We start from the raw sequence: 26,821 nt of genomic DNA, 5'->3' as shown, positions 1-26,821 counted from the left end.
CTCCATCGAATCCGCACCGCCCGCGCCCGTCCCAGGCGCGGGCGGTGCCGCGTTCCCAAGCCCCCCCCCGGCCGCACCGGTCCCCCGTCAGGCCCGGCCGCCGAACTGCCAGCGGTGAACCTCGACGGCGGCGTAGCAGCCCTCGGTGAGGACGGCGCGGGCGGTGTGCGGGTCGGGGGCGCGCAGGAGGGCCGCGGTGCCCAGCCAGGCGCCGCCGTCGTCGGAGAGGAGCGGACCGTAGGCGATCAGCTCGTCGCGCTCGGACGGCGGGGCGAGGTCGGCGGCCGCACCGGCGCCGAGGCCGAGCACCAGGTAGCGGTTGCCGCCAGTGCGGCCGCCGGGGAAGTCCGCCATGGTGCGCCCCAGGAGGTTGCGCCACCGCCGCAGCAGGACGTCCCGGTAGACGCCCGCCTGGTAGCACGGCTCGTCGAAGGCGAAGGCCCGGGCGGCGGCGGGGTCCGGCAGATCGAGGACGTGGACGCTGCCGGTGGGGGTGCCGTCGGCATCGGACAGGGTGGGGCCGCGCGCGATCATCTCCGCGGCGAAGCCGTCCATGTAGGACCGGTGGTCCTCCAGCAACCCCTCGCGCAGCGCGAGCGAGCGGGGCCGGTCCCGGTGGTAGGTGAAGAACTCCATGCGGGCAGGGTGTCGCCCCCGGGCGACCGCGTCGACCCGATTTCCGCGACGGCCCCGGTGGCCCGGCCCGCGCCGTCCTCCCCGTGCGGAATGATCGGGGCCGGCCGACGCCGGTGGTCGTCCCCAGAGCCTTTCGGGCGTTGATCCGGAGGTCGGCGAAGCGCGGAGCGCCTCCGCGGAGCTCCGTGAACTCGTCGCTGTCGGCTCCGGTCCCAGGCTCGGACCCGGCATCGTGTCAGCCGGATCCGGTACCTGCAAACCTCACGGCTCCGCTTCCATGGCCCGGAGTCGGGCGTCGCCGACCGCACCCTCGACATCCTGGGCGAACCGACCGCCACCGAACGGCAGGTCGGCCCGGACGTCGAGCGGCTGCCGGGAAACCCGGTTACGCCGTTCGCCGGCCGGGCCCGCCGGAACGCCGCCGCCTTCCGGTGACCGGGCCCTGCCGCCGCCCCGGGTCGGCTGCCCGGCGGGGCAGCACCCGTCAGGTCTCGCGCTGCGGGTGGTACTCCGCCTCGGTGATGCCGAACGTCCAGGCCACCCCGGCGCGCGCGGTGAGCGTGCCGGGCGGGACCCGCAGCCAGTAGGTGCGGAAGGTGCCGTCGGGCTCGGCGGTGGAGTTGACCACCTCGACCATCACGACCGCCTCGTCGTCGGGCAGGTCGATCCGCCAGAGCACGCCGGTCTCGTCCTGGTGCACCGGGACGGCGCCGGAGTCGGCCAGGTACTGCTCGTAGCCGTAGTGCTCCAGCAGGACGCGGCGCAGCTCGGCGTTCTCCTCGGTGCGGATCCGCTCGACGGTGACGGTACCGAGCCCGGCGAGGAACTCGGCGGGCACGGGCATGCCCCGCCAGGCGTGCAGGGCGAAGCCGTCGGAGTACGCCAGGGCCGGGCCGTCGGCGCGGTCGAGCCGGCCCGCCTCGTCGCGGTGCAGTGCCACCGGGCGCTCACTGACCAGTGCCACGTCCGCGTACGGCCACCACCAGCCCGCCCCTAGGGCGACCTCCGCCAGCGCGGTGACGGCCTCGGCCGCGGGGCCGCCCGGCGCCTCCGGCGACGGGCCGAGCGCGCCGGCCGCCTCCAGGGCGGCGAACCAGGGGGCGTCGTGCTGGCCGCGGACGGCGTCGAGCAGCGCGATCCGGGCGGCGGTCCGGCGCTCGCGGGCGGCCTCGACCACCTCGTCCTCGTCGTTCTCGGTGTCCGGCTCCGGCGCGAGCCGGTCGAGGACGGCGCCGCGGATCCGGTCGGCGAGCACATTGGTCACCGGGCCGAGCTCACCGCCGGTGAGCGCCCACAGCGGCGCCCAGCCGAGCGCGCCGGTCCGCTCGACGGCCTGGCGGCGCACCGCCTCCCAGGGCAGGGTGCGGACCGCCTCGCGCACCGTCACCGCGCCCGCCTCGCGCAGCTCCAGCGCCGCCTCGGCGGCCGCCAGCGGCGAGCCGAACCACCGCACGGCGGCGGGCTCGGCCAGGCCCGCGGCCCGGTAGGCGGCCCGCACCGCCCGCTCGACCCCGGCCCGGTCGGCCGGGCCGGTGGCCGCGGCGGCCGCCCGCCAGCGGGCCGTCACCTCGGCGGGTCCGCCCGCCACGCGGGCCGGTGCCGTCTGTCCAGTCACCATCACAACTCTCCGTTCCCGCCCGGGCACCCCGCCCGGCCGTGCCGCGGGCGCCGCGCGCCCGCCCTCGTCCGTGTCCACTGCGTCCGCGCGCCCAGGCGCGCGCCACCGTCCGTCAGTCGGCAACCACGCGCACCGCGCCCGGCACGTACTCGCGCTGGCGGACCACCCGGTACCAGCCCTTGGGCAGCGGGATCGCCGCATGCTCCTCGTGCACCACCCGGCCGCCCTCGGGCAGGTGCAGCCACGCCGTGCCGAACGGCCCCGACTCGCGCCGCAGCTCCCCTGGGCCGACCACCGCGTGCGCGTGCCCGGTGACCTCGCCCAGCGCCAGCACCATCCGGCCCCGCGCGTCCCGGGGCTGCGCGGCCAGCGACTCCACCCGGGCCGGCACCGCGGCCTCCTCCACCGGAACCATCAGCACATCTCCCTGACGGAACATCAGCTCTCCCTCACCGACTCGACGACGCATCGGAATCCCACGCCCCGGACCATAGGACAGGGGTCTGACAACGACGTCCGGGGCCCGGGTGGCGGCCGTGCCGAACGGGGCCGGCGGGGCGCGGGGGAGGCGTGCGCAACGCGCCCGGGCGACGCCCCGGGCACCGGATTGTCGGTCGGGGCTGGTAGACACTTGTTCGGCCCGCACCGACCCCTCCGAGGAGCAGCGCATGACGGTCAACAACCACATCGAGGAGTTCCACGGCCTCCCCGTCCTCGACTTCGTCGCGGCCGTCGACGGGGGCGCCCCGCTGCCCGATCCCGCCGCCGTGGCCTGGAAGATCGCCATCGAGTTCGAGGCGGACGAGGACTGGGCCGCGCGCTGGCAGCAGTTCCTGGACCGCGTGGACACCGCCCGGGTGAGCGCCGTGGTGGTCGGCGAGTGGTCGCAGGACGGCCCGGAGAGCTTCGCCGGGCCGCTGGCCGCGATCCTCGGCGCGGCCGACCGGCTGCCCGGCCTGCGCGGCCTGTTCATCGGCGACATCACGTTCGAGGAGAACGAGATCTCCTGGATCGAGATGATCGACGTGACGCCGGTGCTGACGACCTTCCCGCTGCTCACCGAACTGGTGGTGCGCGGCACCTGCGAGGAAGCCGCCGAGGGCGAGGGTGAGGGCGAAGGCGAGGGCATGGGGCTCCAGCCGGTGAAGCACGAGCACCTGCGGGCGCTGCGCTTCGAGTCGGGCGGCCTGCCCCGCGAGGTGCCGCAGGCGGTCGCCGCCAGCGAGCTGCCCGCCCTGGAGCGGCTGGAGTTCTGGCTCGGGGTGGCCAACTACGGCGGAACCACCGAGCTGGCCGACCTGGAGCCGTTCCTGGACGGCGCGCGCTTCCCCGCGCTGCGCCACCTCGGCCTGCAGAACAGCGAGATCCAGGACGAGATCGCCGCCGCCGTCGCGCACGCCCCCGTGGTGCCCCGGCTGGAGTCGCTGAACCTGTCGATGGGCGTGTTCACCGACCAGGGTGCGACGGCGCTGCTGGAGGGCCAGCCGCTCACCCACCTCAAGTCCCTCGACCTGCACCACCACTTCCTCACCGACGCCATGCAGCAGCGACTGCGCGACTCCCTGCCCGGAGTGGCGATCGACCTCTCCGAGCCCGGCAAGCCCGACGACCGGTGGCGCTACGTCGCCGTCGCCGAGTAGCCCGCGCCTGCGTCCACCCGTCCGCTACCCGCACCCGCTCAAGCACCAGCGCCATGCACGCCGCCCAGGGGGGCACCTGTGTTCATCACCAAGCTCGGCGACCACTTCCTCCACCTTCCGGTCGTCAACCTCTCGCTCAACGAGCCCGGCCGGCACGACCGGCGCGGGCTGACCGACGAGCTGCCCGCGGCGGACACCGCCGCCTGGCGGCTGGCCGTCGGCTACGGGTCGAAGCACGGCTTCGACGAACTCTGGTCGGCCTTCCTCGCCGCGGTCGACCCCTCCGCCGTCCGCGCCCTGCTCATCGGCCCCTGGTGGGTGCGGGACTACGTACCGGTGCGCGAGACGCTCGACCGGATCGTCGCCGACGCCGATCGGTTCCCCGCCCTCGAGGCGCTGTACATCGCCGACGTGACGTCCGAGGACTGCGAGATCTCCTGGCTGGAGATGTCGGACGTCACCCCGGTGCTGAAGGCGTTCCCGCAGATCACCACCCTGGTGGTGCGCGGCGGCAACGGACTCGTGCTCCACCCGGTGCGGCACGACCGGCTGACCGACCTGCGGTTCGAGGCCGGCGGGCTGCCGGACGACGTGGTCCGGGCGGTCGCCGCGAGCGAACTGCCCGCGCTGGAGCGCCTGGAGCTGTGGCTGGGCGTCGACGAGTACGGGGGCGACGCGACGATCGACGACCTCGCGCCGTTCCTGGCCGGCACCCGGCTGCCGTCGCTGCGCCACCTCGGCCTGGAGAACAGCGAGTTCCAGGACGAGATCGCCGCCGCCGTCGCACACGCCCCGGTGGTGCCGCAGCTGGAGTCGCTGAGCCTCGCGATGGGCGTGCTGAGCGACGAGGGCGCGGCCGCGCTGCTCGACGGCCAGCCGCTCACCCACCTCAAGTCCCTCGACCTGCACCACCACTACCTCACCGACGCCATGCAGGAGCGGGTGCGCCAGGCCCTGCCGGGCGTCGACGTCGACCTCTCCGACGCCGAGGAGGACGACGAGGACGAGTGGCGCTACGTCGCGGTGGCCGAGTAGGCGGGCACCGATGCTGACGACGACCCCCCAGAGCTCCGACCGGGCCCGGGCCGCGCGCCCGGCCCGGCCGGAGCACCGGCTGCCGCCCGACGGGCGGCTGACCGTGCTCGGCAACCCCGGCCACCGCCGGGTGACGCTGTTCGCGGCCGCCGCCCGGGCCGCCGGACTGCCCGAGCCCGCCGTCCTGCCCTGGCTCGACCTGCTGCGCGGCGGGTACCGGCCGCCCGCGGGCACCGTGCTGCGGATCGAGTCGCCCGGCGAGGAGGAGGCCGTGGACGCGCTGCTGCGCGGACCGGCGCTCGGCACGGAGTACGCGCCGACCCGGGTCGAGGGCGGCGCCGCCTGGTACGCCGGAGTCATGGCCGCGCTGCGCGCGCTGGCCGACGCCCCCGGGGTGCGGCTGCTCGGGGACCCGGAGGAGATCGCGGTGATGTTCGACAAGCGGCGGGCGCACGCGCTGCTGTCGCGCGCCGGCGTGCCGGTGCCGCAGGCCCTCGACGGGGCGGCCGTCACGGGCTGGGAGGACCTCCGCGCCCGGCTGGACGCCGCCGGGCTGCGCCGGGTCTTCGTCAAACCGTCCCACGGCTCCTCCGCGTCGGGCGTGGTGGCGCTGGAGTTCGGCCCGCGCGGCCAGCTGCGGGCCACCACCTCGGTGGAGCTCGCCGACGGACGGCTGCACAACTCGCTGCGGGTCCGCCGTTACCAGGAGGAGCGGCTGGTCGCGGAGCTGGTCGACCGGCTCGCCCCGGACGGCCTGCACGTCGAGCAGTGGGTGCCGAAGGCCTCCCAGGCGGGCCGCTCGGCCGATCTGCGGGTCGTCGTGGTCGCCGGGCGGGCCACCCACGCGGTGGTCCGCACCAGCGCCCACCCGATGACCAACCTCCACCTCGGCGGCGCCCGGGGCAGCCTGGAGCTGGCCCGGGAGGTCGCCGGACCGGCCTGGCCGGACGTGCTGGAGACGGCGGAGCGGGCGGCCGCCTGCTTCCCGCACTCCCCGATGGTCGGTGTCGACGTACTGCCGACCGCGGCGTGGCGGCGGACGGTGGTCGGCGAGGTCAACGCCTTCGGCGACCTGCTGCCCCATCTCACCGGCCTGCCCGGCGGCCCCGCCGAGGGCCTCGACACCTACGCCGCCCAGCTCGCCGCGCTCGGCGCGCCCCCGCCCCCTCCGCCCACGCACCCGCACCCGCACCCGCACCCGCACCCGCACCCGACGATCCACCCACGTACGGAACAGCACCGATGAACCACCAGCCCAGCACCCGCCCCGCCGACGCGGTCCACCCGCCCGAGTCCCCCGACATGAACACCGTGGTGGGCAGCCACGACCTGCTGCTCGTCACGCTCGACACCCTGCGCTTCGACGTCGCCGAGGAGCTGGCCGCCGCCGGACGGATCCCCCACCTGGCGGCGCACCTGCCCGGTGGGCGCTGGGAGCGGCGGCACTCCCCCGGCAGCTTCACCTACGCCGCCCACCAGGCGATCCTGGCCGGCTTCCTGCCGACCCCGGCCGCGCCCGGCGGGCCGCACCCCCGCCTGTTCGCCGCCCGGTTCGCCGGTTCGGAGAGCACCGCGCCGCGCACCTGGGTGTTCGACGCCCCGGACCTGCCGGGCGCGCTCGCCGCCGCCGGCTACCGGACGGTCTGCATCGGCGGCGTCGGCTTCTTCAACAAGCAGGGCCCGCTGGGCTCGGTGCTGCCCGGGCTCTTCCAGGAGAGCCACTGGTCGCCGGAGATGGGGGTGCCCTCGCCGACCTCCTTCGAGGAGCAGGTCGCCCGCGCCGAGCAGGTCGCCGCCGAACAGCCGGCCGGACAGCCGCTCTTCCTCTTCGTCAACGTCCCGGCGCTGCACCAGCCGAACTGGTTCCACCTGCCCGGCGCGACCCGCGAGCACGGCGACAGCCGGGCGAGCCACGCCGCCGCCCTGGAGTACGTGGACGCCCACATCGGCCGGCTGTTCGCGGCGATGAGCGCCCGCCGGCCGTGCTTCGCGATCGTCTGCTCGGACCACGGCACGGCCTACGGCGAGGACGGCTACACCGGCCACCGGATCGGCCACGAGGTCGTCTGGACGGTGCCGTACGCCCACTTCACGCTCCCCGCGAGCACCCCGCCCTCCGCCACGCCCGCCGAGGAGACCGCATGACCACCGCCCCCGCCCGCCCGTCGCACGACACGGCCTCCGCGCCCGGGCCCGCAGCGGCGGCCGAGCCGCCGTACGCGCCCCCGTACCAGTCGTACGTCTACGCCTACCCGCACAAGACCGCCTACCGCGAGCTGCCCGACCGGCCGCCGCTGCGCGAGCTGTGGGAGGGCGAGGCACAGCACGCGCTCTCCCTCTACCTGCACATCCCGTTCTGCGAGGTGCGCTGCGGCTTCTGCAACCTGTTCACCCGGATCGGCGGCCCGGACGGCCTGACCACGGCCTACCTGGACGCCCTCGACCGGCAGGCGGGCGCCGTGCGCGCGGCACTGGGCGACGGCGCCCGGTTCGCGCTCGCCGCGTTCGGCGGCGGCACCCCCACCTACCTGAGCGCCGCCGAGCTGGAGCGGCTCTGCGACATCGCCGAGCACCGGATGGGCGCCGACCTGCGGGCGGTCCCGCTGTCGGTCGAGGCCTCCCCCGCCACGGCCACGGCCGACCGGCTCGCGGTGCTCGCCGAGCGGGGCACCACCCGCCTCAGCCTGGGCGTGCAGTCCTTCGTGGACGCGGAGGCCCGCTCGGCGGTCCGCCCGCAGAAGCGCGCCGACGTCGAGGCCGCGCTGGGCCGGATCCGCGACGCCGGGTTCCCGGTCCTCAACATCGACCTCATCTACGGCATCGACGGTCAGACCGAGGCCAGCTGGCTCCACTCGCTGGACGCCGCGCTGGCCTGGCAGCCCGAGGAGCTGTACCTCTACCCGCTCTACGTGCGCCCGCTGACCGGTCTCGCCCGGCGCGGGGAGGCGGAGAGCCCGGTCCAGTGGGACGCCCGCCGGCTCGCGCTCTACCGGGCCGGCCGCGACCACCTGCTCGCCAACGGCTACCAGCAGGTGTCGATGCGGATGTTCCGCCGGGCGGCCGCCCCGCAGGCCGGGGTGAGCGAGTACGCCTGCCAGACCGACGGCATGGTCGGCCTCGGCTGCGGCGCCCGCTCCTACACGTCCCGGCTGCACTACTCCTTCGACTACGCGGTGGACGCCACCGAGGTACGCCGCATCATCGACGACTACGTGGCCACCGAGACCTTCGACCGCGCGCTGGTAGGCCGGGCGATGACGCCGGCCGAGGCGCGGCGGCGGCACCTGGTGCAGTCGCTGCTCCAGGCCGAGGGGCTGGCGCTCGACGAGTACCGGGCCCGCTTCGGCGGGACGCCGGCCGAGGACTTCCCGGCCGAGCTGGCGGCGTTCGCGGCCCGCGGCTGGCTGGCGGACGGCGGCACGGACACCGACCTCCGCCTGTCGCCCGAGGGCCTGGCGCACTCGGACGCGGTCGGCCCGATGCTGTTCTCGCCCGAGGTGCGCACGCTGATGGCCGAATACGAGGCGAAATGACCTTCCTCGGCATGCCCTCCACCACCGGCACCACCACCGACGCCTCCTCCAACGCCGCCGACACCCCGAACGGACAGCCCCTCGACCTCGGCATCCTCTACCGGGGCCCGCTGGCCTCCTGCGACTACGACTGCCCCTACTGCCCGTTCGCCAAGCGGCGCGACACGCCGGAGCAACTGCGCGCCGACCGCGCCGCGTTGGAGCGGTTCACCGGCTGGGTGGCCGACCGCGCCGGCACCGGTGACACCGTCTCGGTGCTGTTCACCCCCTGGGGCGAGGGGCTGGTGCGGTCCTGGTACCGCCGGGCCATGGTCGACCTGAGCCGGCTGCCGCACGTGCGGCGGGTCGCCATCCAGACCAACCTGAGCTGCCGCACCGGCTGGCTGGCCGAGGCGGACCTCACCACCCTCGCGCTCTGGGTCACCTACCACCCCGGCCAGGTCGACCACGACCGCTTCCTCGCCAAGTGCCGCGAACTCGACGCCCTGGGCGCGCGCTACAGCATCGGGGTGGTGGGGCAGCCGGAGCACCTGGCGGCCGCCCGGCGACTGCGCGCCGAGCTGTCCCCGGAGGCCTACGTCTGGATCAACGCCGCCGAGGGGTACACCTACACGGATGCCGAGGCGGCCGACTGGACCGCCCTCGACCCGCACTTCGGCTTCAGCCGGAACGCCCACCCCAGTGCCGGCCGCCCCTGCCGGACCGGCGAGTCGGTGGTGTCGGTCGACGGCGACGGCACCGTCCGCCGCTGCCACTTCGTCCGCGAGGAACTCGGCAACCTCTACGACGGCTCCTACCGCGCCCGCCTCGCCCCGCGCCCCTGCCCGCTCGCGGTCTGCGACTGCCACATCGGCTACGTCCACCTGGAGACCCTGCCGCTGTACGACGTCTTCGCGGACGGCGTCCTGGAGCGCATCCCGCACACCTGGTGACGGCCCGCCGCCCGGGAAAACCTGTTGCGGGCCGACCACAGTGCGTGACACCGTGACCGTGATCCCCAAGACGGTGATCCCAGGGAAAGGACTGCCCATGGCAAGCCGCGCCGTACCGGGCCTGGTGCTCGGCGACTCGTCGGTCCGCACGCCGACCGGGGAGCCACATCTCGTCTGACCCACCGTTGCTCCCCTCCTCGTCGGTGTGCTCTTCGTGCCCATCCGCACGTTCGACCACGAGGAATCCCCGTGCCCACCACCATCCGCACCGACGCCTCCGCAAAAGCCGGCACCAACACCGCCGCCACCGCTCCTGCCGTTTCCCTGACCGCCCGCTGGCACAGCGAGACCGACGCGCCGCCGCCCGCCCGCGTCGTCCTCGCCGACGACCGGCTACGGGCCGACGCCGCCCACCGGCTGATCTCCCAGGGCACCGCCCTGCTCTGGCAGGGCGACTACCACGGTGCCCGCCAACTGCTCACCGCCCTCGCCCGCCGGGCCGAACGCGAGGCACGCCCACCTCGTTCCGCGGACCCGACGACCCCGGGCGAGGCGTTCCGGGACCAGCGGCGTGAACGCGCCCGGACCGCAGGCCTGCTCGGCCGTCTCGTGGTGCGGCTGGAGGCCGACCACGCCCTCCTGCTGCGCCGCGCACCCGACGTCCGGCAGGCGTGCCGGGAGGCGTACGGTCCGTCCGACGGGCCGCGGGTGGTCGCGCTCCGGGAGCTGCTCGGCATCCTCGGCGCGTGGCAATGGCACGAGCGGGGCGTGCACGTGCCCGCGCTCGGCGCGCGGGTCCACCCGCACTACGGCGTGTTCGCCCCGGTTCGCGGCGAGTACGTCGACCTGGTGGCCCGGGCGCCGCTGCCCACCGCCGCACTCGGCCACGGGAGCGCGTTCGACCTCGGCACCGGCACCGGAGTGCTGGCCGCCGTACTGGCCCGACGCGGGGTCGGACGGGTGCTGGTCACCGACGCCAACCCGCGTGCCCTGGTCTGCGCGCTCGACAACGCACGCCGCCTGGGCCTGACCGACCGCGTCCGACCGGCCGGCACCGGTCTCTACCCCTCGGGCGGCAGGCGGGCCGGCCTGGTGGTGTGCAATCCGCCGTGGTTGCCGGCCGAGCCCACCTCCGCCCTCGAACAGGGCGTGTACGACCCCGGCGGCCGGATGCTGCACGGCTTCCTCGGCGGGCTGGCCGACCGGCTCGCCCCGGGCGGCGAGGGCTGGCTGATCCTCTCCGATCTCGCCGAGCGCCTGGACCTGCGATCGCGCGCCGACCTGCGCACGGCCTTCGCCGCCGCCGGTCTGCGCGTCGTCGGCCGCCTCGACACCCGCCCCCGGCACCGCCGCGCGACCGAGGCCGCCCCGCGCACCGACGTCCGGGCCGTCGATCCGCTCCGCGCCGCCCGCGCCGCCGAGGTGACGTCGCTCTGGCGCCTCGCCCCGGTGTGACGTCCCGTCGCCCGCCGGACACACCGGGCCATACCGGCCGCCCGCCAAGGATCCGGCGGGCGGCCGGCGTGGCCGACGACGGCCCGGCGTACCTACGCTGGAAGGACGAGGAGGCGATCAGCATGCTTGGAGAGGCACCCCTGGTGGCGATCATCCCTGCCGCCGACCTGGCCCGGGCGAGGGCCTACTACACCGACACCCTCGGTCTCGCACTCACCGACGCCGGCCCGGAGGGCGATCTGACCTTCGAGTGCGGCGGCACCGAGTTCGGCATCTACGAGACACCCAGCGCCGGCCAGGCCGCCCACACCCTGGCCAGTTTCAAGGTCCCCGACCTGGACGCCGAGATGGCGGCCCTGCGCGGGAAGGGCGTCGTGTTCGAGGAGTACGACCTGCCCTGGCTGAAGACCGTGGACGGCGTGGCGGAAGCCGAGGGCATGCGCGCCGCCTGGTTCAAGGACAGCGAGGGCAACATTCTCTGCCTGAACGAGCGGACCTCCGGCTGACGGCCGCCGACCGCGTCACCCGAGCGCCCGGCCGGACCGGATCCGGCCGGGCGTCGGCGTGCCCGCCGCCGTCCGGCCGTGAGCACCGGGATCCCGCCGCCGGGAATCGCGGAGTCGCGACCGGAATTGTCGGCACACGGATTTCGCACCCCTCATATCGCGCCCGCCGACCGCCCGACTTGCCCGCATATCTCACGTGATGCCTGATATGCATCTCTTCGCCAGCAAAGGGTGATTTACGAGGCGACGCCCGACCCGCACCCCCGACGATCGGCGGGGTTTGCCGATGGGGATTTGACGCCGGCCGATCGCCCCGGGGATAGTCCATTCCGGGCCGACCGGGCGATACCACCGATCTCCTGCTCGGGGGCGAGGAGACCGGGGGTGCAATGCGATTTCCGAAGGCCGTGGGGCCCGTGCTGGTGGCCGCCCTGAGCACGCCCCAGGGGCCGGCCGGCGCCGCCCCGGCGGAGGTCGTGGAGCCCGCCGCCGCCGTCGCACCCGCCGTCGCGGGCGACGAATCCTTCCTGCAGATCGTCGCGCACCAGGACGACGACATCCTCTTCATGAACCCGGACCTGAACCGGCAGTACGCGGCCCCGTCCGTCACCGTCTACCTGACCGGCGGCGAGACGACGGACCCCCGGTTCCCCAGCCCGTGCGCCTACTCGGAGAGCCGGGACGCCGGGGCCCGGGCCGCGCACGCCCGTCTGGCCGGGGTGGCCGAACCCACCTGGAACACCGCCGCAGAACGGCTGACCAGTGGAAAGATCGTCCAGCTGGACACCTTGGACCAGGCGCCGCAGATCCAGCTGGTCTTCCTCAGGCTGCACGACGGCGGCGACACCAACTACCCCGCCGGCGGCGGCCGGGCCACCCTGGACACCCTCTTCGCCGAGGGACCGGGCGGGCCCTCCCACCAGGCGACCCTCGGCAGCCTGCCCGCGGACGGGGTCTGCGACCTCGCGTACGCGCACCAGAGCTACACCCACGACGAACTCCTGGCCACGCTGACCGAACTGATGGAGCGGTTCCGCCCGACGGTGCTGCTCACCCAGGACCCGCGCGTGCCGAAGGGCTACGACCGCAATCCGCTCAATCCCGCCGACCACACCGACCACATCGCCGCCGCGCGGTTCGCCGGAAAGGCCGCGCTCGGTTATCACGGGCCGGACGGGAACGGCCGGGTGATTCTCCGGAACTACCGCGACTACAACGTCCGGATGGACCCGCCGAATCTGCCCGCGAGTACCGCGAAAGAGAAGAAGAAGACCTTTCTCGCCTACCTCGGGCCCAAGCGCCCCACGGCCGGCAGCGGATATTCGGGCAGGTACGACCCCCAGCCGAATCCGGACGAGGCGAATTTCTACGCGGACTTCCCGTCCCGGCAGTATCCGCGCTGGTCGAACGGCACCGCCTGGGCGGCCCAGGACGGCACCGGCGCGCTGAACGCCTTCGCGGTGCTCGACAACCGGGTGCAGGCCTGGCGCGAGTCCGAACCGGGCGGCGACTGGGGCGGGCCGGTACCCGTTCCCGGTGGCGAGGACATCGCGGCCGCGCTCGGCGTGGTGCGGGACGCCTCCGGACTGATCCACCTCTTCGGCATCCGGCTGAGCGACGACCGGGTCGTCACCGTCGCCCAGACCTCCCCGGGCAGCTGGGGCGAGTGGACCGTGCTCGGCAACCCCGACCCCGCCACCCCGGGGTTCATCGGCAGCCCCGTCCCGGTCCTCGGCGGCGACGGGCGGCTGACCGTCTTCGTCCGCAACGCGGGCGGCGGGGTCAGCGCGCTGGGCCAGCTGCCGGGCGGCGACTGGCCGGCCGCCTGGGCCGACCTCGGCGGCACCCGAGTGCGGGACGGCCTGGCCGCCGCCCTCACCGCCGACGGCCGGATCGAGCTGTTCGCACCGACCAGGGAGGGCATCGGGCACTGGCGGCAGTCGGCGCCCGGGGGTCCCTTCACCCGGGACCCCGCCTTCCTCGGCCCGGCCCCGGCCGGACCGATCACCGTGGGCCGCGCCGCGGACGGCCGACTGGAGCTCTTCTTCCACCAGGCCGGCACCGGCCAGGTCGTCACCCGCTACGTGCGGCCGAACGGCTCCTGGACCACCACGCCCGAGTCGCTGGGCGGCCCGAGCGGCCTGGAGGGCGTCGCCGCGGTGACCGGGAGCGAGGGCCGGACGACCGTGGCCATCCGCAACGGCGCCGGCGGGATCAGCGTGGCCTCGCTGTCAGCGTCCGCCCGCGGCTTCAACGCGCAGTGGTCCGACCTCGGCCGGCTGATCGTCGGCGCGCCGACCGTGGCACTCGACGCCGCCGGCCGCCGCGTCGTCCTGGCCCTCGGGCCGGACGCCGTCCTGCACACGGCGCGCCAGATCGACCCGGGGGCCGACAGCCCCTTCGGCGGCTGGCAGCAGGCCGGGGACTGACTCCGGCCCCGGCCCCGGAGCCCGCGCCGTCGGTGTCCGCACCGACGGCGCCCACGCCGACGGGCCGGGTCATTCCTCCGCGGCGAGCCCCGGGACGGCGGTGTCGAGCGCCAGGGTCAACTGGTCGAGCAGCGCGCGCAGGGCCGTGAGCTCCTCGACGGGCAGGCCGGTGGCGGCGAGCAGCCGGCGCGGCACCCGGCCGGCCCGCTCGCGCAGGGCGGAGCCTTCCTCCGTGAGCGCGACCGTGACCGAGCGCTCGTCCTCGGCGCTGCGCTCGCGGCGCACCAGACCGGCCGCCTCCAGCCGCTTCAGGAGCGGGGAGAGGGTGCCCGAGTCGAGCCGCAGGTGTCCGCCGATCCGCTTGACCGGCAGCTCGCCGTGCTCCCAGAGGACGAGCATCACCAGGTACTGCGGGTAGGTCAGGCCGAGGTCCTTGAGCAGCACCCGGTAGACGCCGCCGAAGGCGCGGGAGGCGGCGTTCAGCGAGAAGCAGATCTGCCGGTCCAGGCGGAGCAGATCGGCGTCGTCGGGAAGGTCCGGCAGGTTCGGCAGGTCCGGCAGGTCGGTCGGCTGGGTCGGCTCGGTCATGGATCCATGGTAGCGACCTCGCGCACGCCATTAAGTTGTGCGCAATTGAATTGCGTGCTCTACTTATCTCCGGCAGGCGGCCCGCCCGGACCGCCGGACCGAGACTTCGTACGCAGGACGGAAGGGAACGGACATGGACGCGCTCTACACCGCAGTCGCCACCGCCAACGGCCGGGAGGGCCGCGCCGTCAGCTCCGACGGGCAGCTCGACCTCGCCCTGGCGATGCCGCCCGGCCTCGGCGGCAGCGGTCAGGGCACCAACCCGGAGCAGCTGTTCGCGGCCGGGTACTCCGCCTGTTTCGCCAGCGCGCTGAGCCTGGTCGGCCGGCAGGCGAAGGTGGACACCGGCGACATCTCGGTGACCGCCGAGGTGTCCATCGGCCGCGACGGCGAGGCCTTCGGCCTGTCGGTGGTGCTGCGGGTCGAGCTGCCCGAGGCGCTGGCGGGCGAGACCGGCGAGCTGCTGGTCAAGAAGGCGCACGAGGTGTGCCCCTACTCCCGCGCCACCCGCGGCAACATCCCGGTCGAGCTCGTCGTCGAGTAGGCGAGCGGCCCAGGATTCGGGCGGTCGAGCAGGCCGGTCATCGTCGGGGCCCGTCGCGCAGGGTTGCGCGGCGGGCCCCGCCGCGTCAGCCGCCGGGCCCCTCGGGCGGGTACGGCGGCGGCGCCGGGGGATACGGCGGGGGCGCGGGCGCACCGGGCGCCGGTCCGCCGCCCGTGGAACGCAGGACGTCCAGGCGGCGCCGGTACTCCTCGGCGTCGATCTCACCACGCGCGAACCGCTCCGCGAGCACCTGCTCGGGCAACGGCACCGCCGGCGCCCCGCCCGTCGCTCCCACCGGACCCGCCGGACCCTGCGGATGAGCGGCCCACCCGGCCTTGGACGGCGGCCCGGCCGTCCGCGACCGCCGGAGCAGGACCACCACGACGACGACCAGCGCCACCAGGACCAGCAGCAGCCCGAACGCCATCAGGCCCAGGCCCCAACCCCCGAACCCGTGGCCGTAGCCATGGCCGTTCCAGTGCGTCATCACGACCTCCTCACCACCCCGTCCCGCGGGCGGCGGCCGTGACGGCCGACCCGTACCGGGGCGATCGGCGCCTCACCACCATCCTGCGCCCGCGCCCGTCGGAGCGGCGTGAGGCCCCGGACGCACGAACCCGGACCCGCGGCACCGGGCACCCGGAACCAGACACCCGGAACCCCTGCACCCGGCCCCGCCCGCGCCCGGCCGGGTAGCGTTCGCCCCATGAACCACCACCCGCCGGCCGACGACCGCGAGCGCCTCGTCGCGGCCGGGGTGCTGCTCCGTCACCAGGACCACCGCCCCCACCCCGCCCTCGGCCACTCCCCCATCGCCTACGTCTCGACGGTGCTCTGGTTCGAGCTCACCGCGCTGGCCATCTCCCCCGACGCCGCGGCGACGACCGCGCACGCGCTGCTGCGGGCCATCGCCGCCGACGCGGTGGACGCCGCGCTCGCGCCCGGCAACGAGTTCGCGCCGCGCGACGACCTCTACGTGACCCACCCCGCGTACATCGGCGCGCACCGCCGGGTGGTCTGGTTCCAGCGCTCGGGGCCGCGCCGCCTGATCACGGCGACGTTCCCTCCCGAGCGCTGATCAGGTACGCCGCGGCGATCCGCCCTCGCCCCGCGATCCGCCGTCGCCCGGCGCGTCGCGCTCGACCCGCAGACCGTGGCAGGTCCAGGCGAGCCGGTCCGGCCCGTGGGCCGGCGGGCAGGCGTGGTAGGTGCCGTCCGAGACCGAGAGGTTGACGATCAGGTAGGCGTGCCAGTCGGCGCCCACGCCCCGGCGGTCGGCGTGGATGAGGGTGTCGCCGACGAACCAGTCCACCGAGTGCGCGCCGAAGACGGTCCGCAGGCCGAAGGTCGCGCCGGGGGCTATGCCGGCCTCGGCCCCGTGCCAGTACCGGTAGCCGCCCCGGACGTGGTTGGAGATCTCCAGCAGGTCCGGGTTGTCGGGGTGGTACTCGAACACGTCGATCTCGTTGCCGCCGTCCCGCCACGTCCAGATCGCCGGCCAGGCGCCCAGTTCGACGGGCAGGGTCACCTCGGCGCTCAGGCTGTCGCCGGTGCGCACCTGGAAGCCCTCGGGGCTGCCCTCGGTGGTCAGCAGGTTGCACGCCCACAGGTCCCCGCCGTGCCGCCGGGTCGCGGCGAACAGGCCGTCGGGGCAGTAGGCGCGGCTGAGGAAGTCGAGCTTGTGGTCGCCCCGGTTGGTCGGCCCCATCCGGGGATAGGAGCTGCTGCGCCCCGCGACCCACTGGCTGGTCGATGTGAAGTCCGCGTCGAACACGACGGCCACGGTTGCCTCCCCGGAACCCGGCGTCGCGGCGGCCCGCTACCGCCGCACACGCCGAGTGAGATACCCGGTACGCAGCGCGATATTCGAAGCGGACGCTCCGGGTCCAGCGGAGTCCCGCGCGAACGGCGCGGCAGCGGCGCGGCCATGGCGCGCGAGCGGGTCCGGCGCGCGAGCGGGTCCGGCGCGCGGGCGGGTCCGGCGCGCGGGCGCAGGGTCAGCCGATGGGCGCGGGCGTACCGCTCCCCTGCGCGTCACCGTCGTGCGCGCCCCCCGAGCCCCCCGAGCCCTCGGATCCCGCCGATCCCGCCGGGCGACCGCCGGAGCCGTCCCCGAAGTCCACGGGGCCCGCGCCGCCGAAGGTGTCGGCGCTCAGCCGGTCGGTCACCGACACGACGCCGTCGACCGAGCGGCAGAGGCTCAGCACGATCGGGACGAGGTGCGGCTCGGGCACGGTGCCGCTGAGCACCACCCGCCCCTGGTCGACCTCGACGCCCACCTCGGCGGGGCTGACGCCCTCGATCCGGCCGAGCACCTCCTCCACGATCTCGCGGCGGATCACCCGGTCCTCGCGCAGGAAGACCCGCAGCAGGTCGCCCCGGCTGACCATGGCGAACACCCGGCCGTCCTCGTCCAGCACGGGCAGCCGCTTCACGCCGTGCCGGCTCATCAGCCGGGCCGCCACGACCACGCTGGCGTCGGGGGTGACACAGACCGCCGGTCCGGTCATCAGATCGGCGGCCGTGACCGCGCCGCCCGGGCCGGTCCGGGGAAGGTCCGGCGGCGGCATGTGACTGCCCGCGTCCTCCTGGGCGGCCAGGGTGAGCAGCAGATCGGCCTCCGAGACGATGCCGAGCGGCCGGCCCTCGCCGTCCACCACCGGCACGCCGGTGATGTCGTACTCGGCCAACAGCGCGACGATCTCCCGGAAGCCGGTCTCGGGAGCGACCCGGACCACGGGGCTGGTCATCACTGATTCGACGGTGGCATGCCGCACGCCGGTTCACCTCGTCCGAAGGCGCCGCCCGACCGGACCCCTGGTCGTCCGATCGGCTGTACGAGGAGCATCTCCCCCGACCGGCCGATCCGCCAGGGGCCAAGGGGCTGAACAGGCGGGACCAAGGGCCTCTCCCGCCGAACGCCGCTCCGACACGGACGGCACCGCCGGGCCCGCGCCGCGCCCGCCGCCCGGGGCCGCTCCGTTGCGCCGGACGGGCGACACCCGCGATGGTCCCGGTCAGGGGGTTGTCCCGGTCGTTCGGGACAGCCCCCTGACCGATGAGGTCCCCGGTCGGGCCCCGACGAGCAGGCCGGCCGGCTACCCGACCGTGCCGGCGTGCACTACGGGTGGATGTTCTTGACGTTGGGCTGCGTCTTCTGGTTGTAGATCTCCGTTCCGTCGGCGTTGAAGGCGTGGATGTAGGGCGCCGGGCGGAAGTTCCCGTCGGGGCCGGTGGAAACGGCCGCCGCGTGGACGTACGCGCCGCCCGCCATCACGGTCGGGTACTGCGTCGGGTCCTCGCCGTAGCTCACGGTGACCTTGGCGACCTCGGGCGTGTAGTGCCCGGCGCCCAGCGACAGACGCTGCCCGGCGCCGGCCGGCGTGCTGAAGTTGTCGAAGAACTCGATCAGGTGGCCGACGCCCCACAGGCGGTCGTTGATGAAGGTCGGAGGGACGGACGAGCTCTGACCCGTGTTGCCCTTCGACTCGCACTGCACGTACTGACCGGCGGAGTCGACGGCGACGACCACCCCGTCGGTGTCCGCCGAGGCGACGGGAGTGCGGACCGCGATCACCGCCTGGTACTGCGGCGCGTCGGAGCCCAGGCAGGAGGCCAGGATCGCGGCGGTGTCCGCGACGTCGATCGGGACCGTCGCCGTGCTGGTGACGGGGGAGGCCGCCGGGGTGGCGGTCGCCCCGGTGGCGGCCGAGCCGGTGCCGGAGGCCGTGGCGGCCGGGGCAGCCGGGGCAGCCGGGGCGACCGGTGCGGCGGAGGGCTTACCGGTGGCCGCCGGGGCGGGCGTGGAGGTGCCGGTCGCGGCGGTGGCCATTCCCCCCGCGGTCGCGATGGCGGCGACGGTGGCGGTGGCGGCGATGAGCATGGTCGGGCGGATGCGCATGAATCCGTGTCCTTTCCTGCGGGCGTCCGGTTGACGCCAGCACCCCTGTACGCCTCCCTGCACCCGGCAGGTCGCACCCCGCACACGTGATCCAGGTCACAGGCCGTGGGTGCAACGCCGGAACGGCGCTCGTGCGTACAGAGCGGGAGGCTCCACCCGGCTCGCACGGCTTCACCGCCGCGGCCGGGGAACGCCTCCTCGCGGGCCGCCTGCGCCGCGAGCCGACGGACGGTCACGGAGGAGAGGCCCCTTGATGACGCCACAGGAGTTCGACGCGTTCTACGCGGCCTCCTTCTCCCGCCTGACCGGGCAGCTCTACGCGATCACCGGCGACTGGTCCGAGGCACAGGACGTGGTCCAGGAGGCCTTCATCCGCGCGTGGGACCGGAGGCGCACCCTCGACCCGGACGACGCCCCGGAGGCATGGATCCGGACCACCGCCCGGCGGCTGGCCCACTCCCGCTGGCGGCGGCTGGCCCGGGGCCTGCACTTGGCCGGACGCCACCACCACCAGGAGTTACCCACCGTCGAGCCCCCCACCGAGGAGCACCTGATGCTGGTCGCCGCGCTCCGCGACCTGCCCGAGGCGCAGCGGTGCGCCCTGGTCCTGCACCACATGTGCGACCTCTCCGTCGAGCAGGTCGCAGCCGAGACCGGGGCCGGCGTGAGCGCCGTCAAGAGCCGCCTCGCCCGCGGCCGGACCGCGCTCGCGGCCAGACTCGCCGACCGGACCCCGACCAGCGAGAAAGGAAAGCTCCGTGTCTGACCCCGACCACGACTCCCTCGGCGACCGGCTGCGGCTGCTCGGCACGCAGATGTCCGCACCGGCCCTGCCCGCCGCGGAGATCCGCAGACGCGCCGACCGGCGCCGCCACCGCCGGCGCGCCCTGGGCGCGACCGCGGCCTGCACCGCAGCAGCCCTGTGCCTGGCCCTCCCCTCCGTGCTGCACTCGCCGGAACCGCCCCGCCCGTCGGAGCCACAGCGGGCGGCGACCACCACCAGCGCCCCCTCCGGGTCGGCCTCCCCTCACCCCCCGGCCGCTTCCACGGTCACCAGCACGGCGACGGTCCCGATCGACGCCGCGACCACCGCCCAGATCCTGGCCTCCTGCCTGGGCTCCGACGCGCCGCGGTACCACGCGAAGATCGCGGTCCGTACTCCCGTCGCCTCGGCGGACACCGACGGGGTGGTCGTCGCCGTCGACTCCGCCGGCCGGCACGTGCAGTGCGAGTCGAAGGGCAACACGGGCCGGAGCTCGTCCGTCCCTCCGACCTTCATCAACGACCGCCTGTGGGGCGCCGGCCACCTGATCGAGTTCTTCGACAACTTCAGCACGCCGGCCGGCGCCGGGCAGCGCCTCTCACTGGGCGCCGGGCACTACACGCCCGAGGTCGCCAAGGTCACCGTGAGCTACGGCGACGACCCGACGCAGTACCCGGCCGTCATGGCCGGCGGCGCGTACGTCCACGCGGCGGCCGTCTCCGGCGGCGGGAGCGCCGCGGCCCCCTACGTCCACGCCTTCAACGCGGACGGCACGGAGATCTACAACCAGAAGACGCAGCCCAATTCCGAGAACACCCGGAAGTAGGCGCCGCCCCGACTCAGAAGCGGTCGGGGCCCGACCAGCTGTACCAGTGGCCGCCGACGTGGTCGTACGAGTCGGGGTGGGTCGGGCCCTGCGGAAAGTAGGCGTAGCCGTGGTTGGCGAAGAGGCCGGAGGTCGTGATGGGGAACTTGACGCCGCCGTCGGCCAGTTGGGTGTCCTTGATCCGGAAGCCGCCGATCCGGGTGGGGCCGGGGTCCACCGTGGCCGTGGCGAGCGCCCGTTCGGCGTAGGAGGTGAGCGCGGGGCGCGCGAGGGCGAACCGCACCTCGCGGGGAACGCCCTGGCTCACCAGCAGGGCGGTGGCGGCGATCAGCAGCGGGACGGCCGCCCAGCGCCAGCGGCCGCCGGGCCGTCCCGCCGTGGCCTGCTGCGCCGGCCCACGGGTGACCACCAGCTGCCAGGCGAACCAGGCAAGCGGGATGAGCCCGAGCGCAGCCAGGCCCACCGTGAGGATCTCGTAGTCCCAACCGGGCACGCTGAAGCCGAACGCGACGGCCGCCGACGCCAGCAGGCAGCCCGACAGCACGCTGTTGCCCGGTCGCTGGAACCGGTACACCCGGCGTCGCACGGCGGGCGACAGGGCCAGGACCTCGGAGCCCAGGATGAGCGCCACCACGAGCGCGAGCGGCGCGAGGAACGCGGCGACCACCGCGCCGCTCAACACGGTCACGCGGAGGGACCCGAGGCCGGCCCCCTCCGGCGCCGCGACGAGGACCAGCACCGCGGCCAGCAGGAGCGGCCCCCGGTACCCGGCCAGGGCCAGGGCCAGACGGCGCGGTACCGCGGCCGGGGCCGAATGCTTCGTGATCATGTCGGCATCTCTACCACGCGGCGGAACTCCGGCGTAAGGCCCCGGGGATCCACGGACCTGCTCCCGAGCGCCGAGCACCGAGCACCGCCGCCCGGCCCGGCGGGCGGCCGGGCCGGGCGGCGGCCGAGGCCCCCGGCTTGTGACAGCGGGCCGCTCCACCGCCACCGGGCGCGGCCGGCCGCGCCCGCTGCGGGTGCGGGTGCGGTCCGGGGCGGAGACCATCGTGGCGATGGCCGACCGCGTTCCGGGAGCCGCCGTGACCGATGCCGCAGACCCCGCTCCTCCTCGCGCGCCGCGCTGCCTGGTCACCGGGGCCACCGGGTACATCGGCGGCCGGCTGGTGCCGGAGCTGCTGGACGCCGGGTACGGCGTCCGGTGCCTGGTCCGGAATCCGGACCGGTTGCGGGACCACCCCTGGCGCGGGCGGGTGGAGGTCGCCGCCGGGGACGTCACCCGACCGGAGAGTCTGGACGGCGCGTTCACCGGGATCGACACCGCCTACTACCTGGTGCACGCGCTCGGCACCGGCCCCGGGTTCGAGGCCACCGACCGGGCCGCCGCGGCGGCCTTCGGGCAGGCGGCGGCCCTGGCCGGGGTGCGGCGCATCGTCTACCTGGGCGGACTCGCGCCCGCCGGGGTGCCGGCCGGGCGGCTCTCCCCGCACCTGCGGTCGCGGGTCGAGGTCGGACGGGTGCTGCGCGACAGCGGCGTGCCGACCGCCGAACTGCGGGCCGCTGTGATCATCGGCTCGGGGTCGGCCTCCTTCGAGATGCTCCGGTACCTCACCGAGCGCCTGCCGGTGATGGTGACCCCGCGCTGGGTGGAGACCCGGATCCAGCCGATCGCCGTCCGGGACGTGCTGCGGCTGCTGGTCGGGGCCGCCGGCCTGCCGCCCGAGGTGAACCGGGCCTTCGACATCGGCGGACCTGAGGTGCTGACGTACCGGCGGATGATGGAGCGGTACGCGGCGGTGGCCGGGCTGCCGCGCCGGTTGATCCTCGCCGTCCCCGTCCTCACCCCGCGGCTCTCCAGCCTCTGGGTCGGCCTGGTGACGCCGGTCCCGGGGTCGATCGCCCGGCCGCTGGTGGAGTCGCTGCGGTACGAGGTGGTCCGCGGCGAGCACGACCTCGACCGGTACCTGCCGGAGCCCCCGGGCGGCGGCATCGGCTTCGACGCCGCGGTCGGGCTCGCGCTGCGGCGGATCCGGGACGCGGACGTCGCCACCCGGTGGTCCTCCGCCTCGCTCCCCGGCGCCCCGAGCGACCCGCTGCCGACCGACCCGGACTGGGCCGGCGGAAGCCTCTACCAGGACGTCCGGGAGCTGCGGGTGGACGCCGACCCGGGGGCGCTGTGGCGGGTCGTGGAGGGGATCGGCGGGGAGAACGGCTGGTACTCCTTCCCGCTCGGCTGGGCCGTGCGCGGCTGGCTGGACCGGCTGGTCGGCGGGGTGGGGCTGCGCCGGGGGCGGCGGGACCCGGCGCGGCTGCGGGTCGGCGAGTCGCTCGACTTCTGGCGGGTGGAGGAGATCGAACCGGGGCGGCTGCTGCGGCTGCGCGCGGAGATGCGGCTGCCGGGGCCGGCCTGGCTGGAGCTCTCGGTCGCGCCGGACGGCGCGGGCGGGAGCCGCTACCGGCAGCGGGCACTGTTCCACCCGCGCGGGCTCGCCGGGCACGCGTACTGGTGGGCGGTGGCGCCGTTCCACGCCGTGGTCTTCGGCGGGATGGCCCGGCGGATCACCGAGCAGGCGGCGCGCGAACCCCGCGACGGCCTGGCCGGCCGGGACGGATCGGCGGGCGGCTCAGCGTGAGTGGCGCAGATCCTCCAGCTCGACGGTCATCCGGTCGAGGAAGCGGGCCACGGCGGCCAGCTCGGCGGGGGTGAACTCGGCCCGCACCGTCTCGGTGCGGCGGGCGACCGGCGCGAACCACTCCGCCGCCATCCGGCCGGCGCCCGGGAGGTAGTGCACCAGGACCAGCCGCCGGTCCGCCGCGTCCCGGGTGCGGCGGATGTGCCCGGCCCGCTCCAGACGGTCCAGGACGGCGGTGACCGCACCCGAGGAGAGACCGAGTTCCTCACCGAGCCGCCCGGGAGTGATCCCCGGCGACCCCGCGAGGTCCTCGGCGGCGGCACCCCCGCCCGCCGTTCCGTCCGGGGTGCCGTGCGGCACCGGACCGGCCCGCATGATCGCGAGCAGGGCCTGGACGTCGGTGGTGTGCAGTCCGCTAGCGGCCGCGAAGCCGTGGCCGAGCAGATTCATCTCGGAGGCGAGGTCCTGCAGCCGACGGCCGAGCTCCGGCGTACCGGAGCCCCGCGGCTCCCCCTGTTCCGCCAAGGCGTGTTCTCCGGTTGCGTGCGACGTCGGGCTAACCCGTTCAGCCTAACGGTGCCGCCCGACGCCCGCCGTCCACCCGCCCGGCGTGCCGGGCGCGCTCAGGCCCCCGGACCGACGCGTCCGGCGGTCGGCTCCGGATCCGGAGCCGGATCCGGCTCCGACGGCGCCGGGCGAGGGGCGACCGCGCGCCCGGCTCGGGCCGGCCACCAGACCCGGTCGCCGAGGTCCCGGACCAGGGCGGGCACCAGCAGCGAGCGCACCAGCAGGGTGTCCAGCAGCACGCCGAAGGCCACGATGAAGGCGATCTGGGCCAGGAAGGCCAGCGGGATCACGCCCAGCGCGGCGAAGGTCGCGGCCAGCACCACGCCCGCCGAGGTGATCACCCCGCCGGTGGCGGTGAGCCCCCGCAGCACCCCCTCCCGGGTGCCGGAGCGCAGCGCCTCCTCGCGCACCCGGGTCATCAGGAAGATGTTGTAGTCGACCCCGAGCGCGACCAGGAACACGTACCCGTACAGCGGCACCGAGGGGTCCACCGCGGAGAACCCGAACACGTGCGGGAAGACCACCGCGCTGACGCCGAGCGTCGCCAGGTAGGAGAGCGCGACGGTGGCGGCCAGCAGCACCGGGGCGAGCAGCGAGCGCAGCAGCAGGACGAGGACGGCGAGCACGCAGAGCAGCACCACCGGGGTGATCAGGGTGCGGTCGCGCGCGGCGGTGGTCCGGGTGTCCTCCTGCTGCGCGGTGTAACCGCCGACCAGCGCGCCCGCTCCCGGGACGGCGTGCACGGCCTGCCGCAGCCGGTGCACGGTGGCGATCGCCTGGTCACTGTCGGCCGGATCGGTGAGCGTGGCCTCCAGCCGGACCCGCCCGTCGACGACCAGGGGCGTGCCGCCCGGCGCCCCGGCGGTGGTGGCGCGCACGGCGGCCACGCCGGGGACGGCGGCGGCCGCCTCGGTGACGGCCTCCGAGCGGTCGGCGGCGGCGATCACCACGGCGGGGTTGCCGCTGCCGCCGGGGAAGTGCGCCGAGAGCATCCGCTGGCCGGCGGCCGAGGGCTGGGCCTTGACGAACAGTTCGCTCTGCGGCACGCCGCCGGCGTCCAGGGCGGGGGCGAGGGCGGCCAGCGCCGCCAGGACGGCCAGGCTGCCCGCCCACAGGGCGCGCGGGCGGCGGGCGACCAGCGCCGCGGCCCGCGCCCAGACGGCGTGCACCGGAGCCCGGCCGTCGGCGGCGGGCCGGGCCGGCCAGTAGGCGGCCCGCCCGGCCAGCACCAGGGCGGCGGGCAGGAAGGTGAGCGCGGAGAGCACGGCGCAGCCGATGCCGATGGCGCCGACCGGGCCGAGCGCCCGGTTGTTGGTGAGGTCGGAGAGCAGCAGCACCAGCAGGCCGAGCGCGACGGTGGCGCCGGAGGCGGTGATCGGCTCCACGGACTGCCGCCAGGCCGTGCGCATGGCGGCGAACCGGTCGCCGTGCAGGTGCAGCTCCTCGCGGAAGCGGGCGGAGAGCAGCAGGCCGTAGTCGGTGGCGGCGCCGATCACCAGGATCGACAACAGGCCCTGGACCTGGCCGTCGACGGTGACCAGGTCGTGGTCGGCGAGCAGGTAGACCAGGGCGCAGGCGACGCCGAGGGCGAAGACGGCGCCGAGGATGACCAGCAGGGGCAGCAGCACGGCGCGGTACACGGCGAGCAGGATCAGCAGGACGACGCCGAGGGCGACGCCGAGCAGCAGGCCGTCGATGCCGGCGAAGGCGCCGCCGAGGTCGGCGAGGATGGCGGCGGGTCCGGCCAGGCCGACGGTGGTGTCGGGAACGCCTTCGGCGAGCGCGCGGACGGCGCGCACGGTGTCGCCGGTCTCGCGGCCGAGGTCGGCGCGCAGCTGGACGACGCCCTGCAGGGCGCGGCCGTCGGCGGCGGGGATCGCGGGCGAGACGCGTCCGGTGGCACCGGGCAGTGCGGCGGCGGCCCGCAGGGCCTGTTCGGCGGCGGCGCGGCGGGTGTCGTCGAGGGGGCCGGTGCGGCTCTCCCAGACGAGGACGACCGGCAGGGCGTCGCCGGACCGGAAGTCGGCGCCGAGCCGGGCGGCCTCGGTGGACTCGGCGCTGCGGGGCAGGAAGGCGGCCCGGTCATTGGTGGCGACCTCGCCGAGCCGGCCCGCGTAGGAGCCGAAGGCGCCGCCGAGGCCGAGCCAGACGACCAGCAGGGCGAGCGGGACGAGCAGTCGGGCGCGGCGGCGCCGGGCGGGCGGGGCGGCCGGTGGGGCGGCGGGGGCGGGACGGTCAGCGGGCATGGCGGGGTGCCCTCCGGGATGGGGCGGGGTGCGGACAGCCCGGATCATATCTCTCGATGGTCAAGAGACTTCACGGGTGGAGAGACCCCGGTCCCGCGGCCGGGCCAGGAGCCCTGCCGCCGAGAGCGCGCCCCAGCCGACCGAGACGGCGACCGCCATCACCCGGTGCCGCCGGGCCGGGAGGGCGGTGGCGAGCAGGGCGGCGTCGCCGAGGTCGGAGGCGATGCGGACGGCGGTGGCGGTGCGCAGCGCGGCGTCGTTCGGGGCGAGGGCCATGGCGAGGCCGCAGGCCGCGTCGCGCAGGGCCAGCGGGCGCAGGCAGGCGGCGACCGGGGCGGGCACCGAGCCGTCGGGCGCGGTGAGTCCGGAGGGGCGGGCGAGCAGGGCGGGCCGGAGGGTGACGGCGACTCCGTAGACGGCGGTGGCGGCACCGGTGAGGCGCAGCAGGCGCTGGTGCATGGCGGTGGTCTCCCGGTTGGGCGGCGGACAGGGCGCACCCAGTCTGTCCGCCGCCGGGGCCGGGCGCGCCGACGGCCCACCGGTGCGGGACCGGTGGGCCGTCGGCGTGCTGCCCGCGGGTGTGTCCCGGTGTCAGGAGACGCGCTTGATCTGCCAGGCGTTGTTGTTGAGGCTCGGCACGGCCGAGTAGCGGCAGCTGCTGTTGTAGAACGAGGAGAGCTGCACCCAGCCGGCCGGCTGGTAGGTCGAGGAGCAGACGGTGAGCGTGGTGCCGACGGGCAGCCCGGCGATGTCCTTGATCTGCTTCTTGTTGGGGTTGAAGGTCGAGGAGCAGCTCAGGTCGTTCCACCACTGGACGTCGACCCAGCCGGTGGGGGTGAGCTGGCTGCTGCAGACGTTCAGGGTGTCGCCGGGGGCGGCGTGCGCGAGGGTCGCGGTGGTGGTGGCCAGGGTCAGCGCGGCGGCGCTACAGCCGAGGGCCAGGGCGGCGGCACGGAAGCGGGACAC

General features: G+C 75.5%; 27 protein-coding genes. 14 read left to right on the top strand and 13 right to left on the bottom strand.

Annotated elements, in window-relative coordinates; translation table 11 throughout:
• Nucleotides 1-87: 87 nt before the first annotated feature.
• The 3 genes from ACFVFS_RS07450 to ACFVFS_RS07440 form a co-directional block, all read right to left on the bottom strand.
• The gene (locus ACFVFS_RS07450; RefSeq protein ID WP_380621164.1) at nucleotides 88-636 is read right to left on the bottom strand and encodes a YciI family protein; all 549 of its coding nucleotides are present in this window, start codon (nucleotides 634-636) and stop codon (nucleotides 88-90) included.
• A gap of 484 nt (nucleotides 637-1,120) precedes the next feature.
• The gene (locus ACFVFS_RS07445; RefSeq protein WP_380621162.1) at nucleotides 1,121-2,254 is read right to left on the bottom strand and encodes a DUF6745 domain-containing protein; all 1,134 of its coding nucleotides are present in this window, start codon (nucleotides 2,252-2,254) and stop codon (nucleotides 1,121-1,123) included.
• A 112-nt stretch (nucleotides 2,255-2,366) separates the two neighbouring features.
• Nucleotides 2,367-2,693: a hypothetical protein gene (locus ACFVFS_RS07440; protein WP_380621160.1), complete on the bottom strand. Its 327-nt coding sequence runs from the start codon at nucleotides 2,691-2,693 to the stop codon at nucleotides 2,367-2,369.
• A gap of 229 nt (nucleotides 2,694-2,922) precedes the next feature.
• On the opposite strand from ACFVFS_RS07440, the gene ACFVFS_RS07435 reads away from it, so the two are divergent.
• From ACFVFS_RS07435 to ACFVFS_RS07395, 9 genes are all read left to right on the top strand, one after another.
• Nucleotides 2,923-3,894 (top strand): STM4015 family protein, encoded by a 972-nt coding sequence (locus ACFVFS_RS07435; protein ID WP_380621158.1) that lies wholly within the window; start codon nucleotides 2,923-2,925, stop codon nucleotides 3,892-3,894.
• 84 nt (nucleotides 3,895-3,978) lie between these two features.
• On the top strand, nucleotides 3,979-4,929 hold the full coding sequence (locus ACFVFS_RS07430; protein ID WP_380621260.1) for an STM4015 family protein: 951 nt from the start codon (nucleotides 3,979-3,981) through the stop codon (nucleotides 4,927-4,929).
• Between the two features lie 10 nt (nucleotides 4,930-4,939).
• Nucleotides 4,940-6,175 carry an STM4014 family protein gene (locus tag ACFVFS_RS07425; RefSeq protein ID WP_380621156.1) on the top strand — a complete coding sequence of 412 codons (1,236 nt, stop codon included), beginning with the start codon at nucleotides 4,940-4,942 and terminating at the stop codon, nucleotides 6,173-6,175.
• 56 nt (nucleotides 6,176-6,231) lie between these two features.
• The gene (locus ACFVFS_RS07420; protein WP_380621259.1) at nucleotides 6,232-7,074 is read left to right on the top strand and encodes an STM4013/SEN3800 family hydrolase; all 843 of its coding nucleotides are present in this window, start codon (nucleotides 6,232-6,234) and stop codon (nucleotides 7,072-7,074) included.
• On the top strand, nucleotides 7,071-8,462 hold the full coding sequence (locus tag ACFVFS_RS07415) for an STM4012 family radical SAM protein (RefSeq protein ID WP_380621154.1): 1,392 nt from the start codon (nucleotides 7,071-7,073) through the stop codon (nucleotides 8,460-8,462). The genes ACFVFS_RS07420 and ACFVFS_RS07415 overlap by 4 nt, the downstream gene beginning before the upstream one ends.
• An 11-nt stretch (nucleotides 8,463-8,473) precedes the next feature.
• Nucleotides 8,474-9,394 carry an STM4011 family radical SAM protein gene (locus tag ACFVFS_RS07410; RefSeq protein WP_380621152.1) on the top strand — a complete coding sequence of 307 codons (921 nt, stop codon included), beginning with the start codon at nucleotides 8,474-8,476 and terminating at the stop codon, nucleotides 9,392-9,394.
• 324 nt (nucleotides 9,395-9,718) lie between these two features.
• On the top strand, nucleotides 9,719-10,849 hold the full coding sequence (locus tag ACFVFS_RS07405) for a methyltransferase (protein ID WP_380621257.1): 1,131 nt from the start codon (nucleotides 9,719-9,721) through the stop codon (nucleotides 10,847-10,849).
• Between the two features lie 122 nt (nucleotides 10,850-10,971).
• Nucleotides 10,972-11,355 (top strand): VOC family protein, encoded by a 384-nt coding sequence (locus ACFVFS_RS07400; protein ID WP_380621150.1) that lies wholly within the window; start codon nucleotides 10,972-10,974, stop codon nucleotides 11,353-11,355.
• 389 nt (nucleotides 11,356-11,744) lie between these two features.
• Nucleotides 11,745-13,784, top strand: coding sequence for a PIG-L family deacetylase (locus tag ACFVFS_RS07395; protein ID WP_380621148.1), 2,040 nt, complete (start codon nucleotides 11,745-11,747; stop codon nucleotides 13,782-13,784).
• 69 nt (nucleotides 13,785-13,853) lie between these two features.
• On the opposite strand, the gene ACFVFS_RS07390 is transcribed toward ACFVFS_RS07395, so the two are convergent.
• Nucleotides 13,854-14,372: a MarR family winged helix-turn-helix transcriptional regulator gene (locus ACFVFS_RS07390; RefSeq protein ID WP_380621146.1), complete on the bottom strand. Its 519-nt coding sequence runs from the start codon at nucleotides 14,370-14,372 to the stop codon at nucleotides 13,854-13,856.
• 133 nt (nucleotides 14,373-14,505) lie between these two features.
• Between ACFVFS_RS07390 and ACFVFS_RS07385 the strand changes: the two genes are divergently transcribed.
• Nucleotides 14,506-14,916, top strand: coding sequence for an organic hydroperoxide resistance protein (locus tag ACFVFS_RS07385; RefSeq protein WP_380621144.1), 411 nt, complete (start codon nucleotides 14,506-14,508; stop codon nucleotides 14,914-14,916).
• A gap of 85 nt (nucleotides 14,917-15,001) precedes the next feature.
• Here the strand turns inward: ACFVFS_RS07385 and ACFVFS_RS07380 are convergent, their stop codons facing one another.
• The gene (locus ACFVFS_RS07380; protein WP_380621142.1) at nucleotides 15,002-15,403 is read right to left on the bottom strand and encodes an SHOCT domain-containing protein; all 402 of its coding nucleotides are present in this window, start codon (nucleotides 15,401-15,403) and stop codon (nucleotides 15,002-15,004) included.
• 219 nt (nucleotides 15,404-15,622) lie between these two features.
• Here ACFVFS_RS07380 and ACFVFS_RS07375 point away from each other — a divergent pair, with 219 nt between their 5' ends.
• Nucleotides 15,623-15,994: a hypothetical protein gene (locus tag ACFVFS_RS07375; protein ID WP_380621140.1), complete on the top strand. Its 372-nt coding sequence runs from the start codon at nucleotides 15,623-15,625 to the stop codon at nucleotides 15,992-15,994.
• Here the strand turns inward: ACFVFS_RS07375 and ACFVFS_RS07370 are convergent, their stop codons facing one another.
• The 3 genes from ACFVFS_RS07370 to ACFVFS_RS07360 all read right to left on the bottom strand — a co-directional run bounded on the left by ACFVFS_RS07370 (nucleotide 15,995) and on the right by ACFVFS_RS07360 (nucleotide 18,817).
• Nucleotides 15,995-16,699, bottom strand: a complete 705-nt coding sequence (locus ACFVFS_RS07370; protein WP_380621138.1) for a beta-glucanase — start codon at nucleotides 16,697-16,699, stop codon at nucleotides 15,995-15,997. It lies immediately after the preceding gene.
• 214 nt (nucleotides 16,700-16,913) lie between these two features.
• Complete coding sequence (locus tag ACFVFS_RS07365; protein WP_380621136.1) at nucleotides 16,914-17,666, bottom strand: CBS domain-containing protein; 753 nt, start codon at nucleotides 17,664-17,666, stop codon at nucleotides 16,914-16,916.
• 371 nt (nucleotides 17,667-18,037) lie between these two features.
• Nucleotides 18,038-18,817, bottom strand: a complete 780-nt coding sequence (locus tag ACFVFS_RS07360; RefSeq protein WP_380621134.1) for a hypothetical protein — start codon at nucleotides 18,815-18,817, stop codon at nucleotides 18,038-18,040.
• A gap of 253 nt (nucleotides 18,818-19,070) precedes the next feature.
• On the opposite strand from ACFVFS_RS07360, the gene ACFVFS_RS07355 reads away from it, so the two are divergent.
• Nucleotides 19,071-19,583, top strand: a complete 513-nt coding sequence (locus ACFVFS_RS07355; protein ID WP_380621132.1) for a SigE family RNA polymerase sigma factor — start codon at nucleotides 19,071-19,073, stop codon at nucleotides 19,581-19,583.
• Nucleotides 19,576-20,406 carry a hypothetical protein gene (locus ACFVFS_RS07350; protein ID WP_380621130.1) on the top strand — a complete coding sequence of 277 codons (831 nt, stop codon included), beginning with the start codon at nucleotides 19,576-19,578 and terminating at the stop codon, nucleotides 20,404-20,406. The genes ACFVFS_RS07355 and ACFVFS_RS07350 overlap by 8 nt, the downstream gene beginning before the upstream one ends.
• A 13-nt stretch (nucleotides 20,407-20,419) precedes the next feature.
• Here ACFVFS_RS07350 and ACFVFS_RS07345 read toward each other — a convergent pair whose 3' ends face one another.
• A complete protein-coding gene (locus tag ACFVFS_RS07345; RefSeq protein ID WP_380621128.1) occupies nucleotides 20,420-21,235 on the bottom strand; it encodes a hypothetical protein in 816 nt (271 codons plus the stop codon).
• Between the two features lie 256 nt (nucleotides 21,236-21,491).
• Between ACFVFS_RS07345 and ACFVFS_RS07340 the strand changes: the two genes are divergently transcribed.
• On the top strand, nucleotides 21,492-23,042 hold the full coding sequence (locus ACFVFS_RS07340) for an SDR family oxidoreductase (RefSeq protein WP_380621126.1): 1,551 nt from the start codon (nucleotides 21,492-21,494) through the stop codon (nucleotides 23,040-23,042).
• On the opposite strand, the gene ACFVFS_RS07335 is transcribed toward ACFVFS_RS07340, so the two are convergent.
• From ACFVFS_RS07335 to ACFVFS_RS07320, 4 genes are all read right to left on the bottom strand, one after another.
• Nucleotides 23,034-23,567, bottom strand: a complete 534-nt coding sequence (locus ACFVFS_RS07335; protein WP_380621124.1) for a MarR family winged helix-turn-helix transcriptional regulator — start codon at nucleotides 23,565-23,567, stop codon at nucleotides 23,034-23,036. The genes ACFVFS_RS07340 and ACFVFS_RS07335 overlap by 9 nt on opposite strands.
• Before the next feature lie 98 nt (nucleotides 23,568-23,665).
• On the bottom strand, nucleotides 23,666-25,855 hold the full coding sequence (locus tag ACFVFS_RS07330) for an MMPL family transporter (RefSeq protein WP_380621122.1): 2,190 nt from the start codon (nucleotides 25,853-25,855) through the stop codon (nucleotides 23,666-23,668).
• Between the two features lie 60 nt (nucleotides 25,856-25,915).
• Nucleotides 25,916-26,314 carry a hypothetical protein gene (locus ACFVFS_RS07325; RefSeq protein ID WP_380621120.1) on the bottom strand — a complete coding sequence of 133 codons (399 nt, stop codon included), beginning with the start codon at nucleotides 26,312-26,314 and terminating at the stop codon, nucleotides 25,916-25,918.
• A 132-nt stretch (nucleotides 26,315-26,446) separates the two neighbouring features.
• Nucleotides 26,447-26,821 carry a hypothetical protein gene (locus ACFVFS_RS07320; RefSeq protein ID WP_380621118.1) on the bottom strand — a complete coding sequence of 125 codons (375 nt, stop codon included), beginning with the start codon at nucleotides 26,819-26,821 and terminating at the stop codon, nucleotides 26,447-26,449.

This window comes from Kitasatospora sp. NPDC057692, assembly GCF_042799475.1.
Classification (GTDB): Bacteria; Actinomycetota; Actinomycetes; order Streptomycetales; family Streptomycetaceae; genus Kitasatospora.
This window is presented reverse-complemented; position numbering and strand designations above follow the sequence as displayed.

Bases quoted from the DNA above. Each gene is read 5' to 3' on its own strand.
- ACFVFS_RS07450 (WP_380621164.1), bottom strand. From the start codon at position 636: ATGGAGTTCTTCACCTACCACCGGGACCGGCCCCGCTCGCTCGCGCTG.
- ACFVFS_RS07445 (WP_380621162.1), bottom strand. From the start codon at position 2,254: ATGGTGACTGGACAGACGGCACCGGCCCGCGTGGCGGGCGGACCCGCC.
- ACFVFS_RS07440 (WP_380621160.1), bottom strand. From the start codon at position 2,693: ATGTTCCGTCAGGGAGATGTGCTGATGGTTCCGGTGGAGGAGGCCGCG.
- ACFVFS_RS07435 (WP_380621158.1), top strand. From the start codon at position 2,923: ATGACGGTCAACAACCACATCGAGGAGTTCCACGGCCTCCCCGTCCTC.
- ACFVFS_RS07425 (WP_380621156.1), top strand. From the start codon at position 4,940: ATGCTGACGACGACCCCCCAGAGCTCCGACCGGGCCCGGGCCGCGCGC.
- ACFVFS_RS07420 (WP_380621259.1), top strand. From the start codon at position 6,232: ATGAACACCGTGGTGGGCAGCCACGACCTGCTGCTCGTCACGCTCGAC.
- ACFVFS_RS07415 (WP_380621154.1), top strand. From the start codon at position 7,071: ATGACCACCGCCCCCGCCCGCCCGTCGCACGACACGGCCTCCGCGCCC.
- ACFVFS_RS07410 (WP_380621152.1), top strand. From the start codon at position 8,474: ATGCCCTCCACCACCGGCACCACCACCGACGCCTCCTCCAACGCCGCC.
- ACFVFS_RS07400 (WP_380621150.1), top strand. From the start codon at position 10,972: ATGCTTGGAGAGGCACCCCTGGTGGCGATCATCCCTGCCGCCGACCTG.
- ACFVFS_RS07395 (WP_380621148.1), top strand. From the start codon at position 11,745: ATGCGATTTCCGAAGGCCGTGGGGCCCGTGCTGGTGGCCGCCCTGAGC.
- ACFVFS_RS07390 (WP_380621146.1), bottom strand. From the start codon at position 14,372: ATGACCGAGCCGACCCAGCCGACCGACCTGCCGGACCTGCCGAACCTG.
- ACFVFS_RS07385 (WP_380621144.1), top strand. From the start codon at position 14,506: ATGGACGCGCTCTACACCGCAGTCGCCACCGCCAACGGCCGGGAGGGC.
- ACFVFS_RS07380 (WP_380621142.1), bottom strand. From the start codon at position 15,403: ATGACGCACTGGAACGGCCATGGCTACGGCCACGGGTTCGGGGGTTGG.
- ACFVFS_RS07375 (WP_380621140.1), top strand. From the start codon at position 15,623: ATGAACCACCACCCGCCGGCCGACGACCGCGAGCGCCTCGTCGCGGCC.
- ACFVFS_RS07365 (WP_380621136.1), bottom strand. From the start codon at position 17,666: ATGACCAGCCCCGTGGTCCGGGTCGCTCCCGAGACCGGCTTCCGGGAG.
- ACFVFS_RS07360 (WP_380621134.1), bottom strand. From the start codon at position 18,817: ATGCGCATCCGCCCGACCATGCTCATCGCCGCCACCGCCACCGTCGCC.
- ACFVFS_RS07355 (WP_380621132.1), top strand. From the start codon at position 19,071: ATGACGCCACAGGAGTTCGACGCGTTCTACGCGGCCTCCTTCTCCCGC.
- ACFVFS_RS07345 (WP_380621128.1), bottom strand. From the start codon at position 21,235: ATGATCACGAAGCATTCGGCCCCGGCCGCGGTACCGCGCCGTCTGGCC.
- ACFVFS_RS07330 (WP_380621122.1), bottom strand. From the start codon at position 25,855: ATGCCCGCTGACCGTCCCGCCCCCGCCGCCCCACCGGCCGCCCCGCCC.
- ACFVFS_RS07325 (WP_380621120.1), bottom strand. From the start codon at position 26,314: ATGCACCAGCGCCTGCTGCGCCTCACCGGTGCCGCCACCGCCGTCTAC.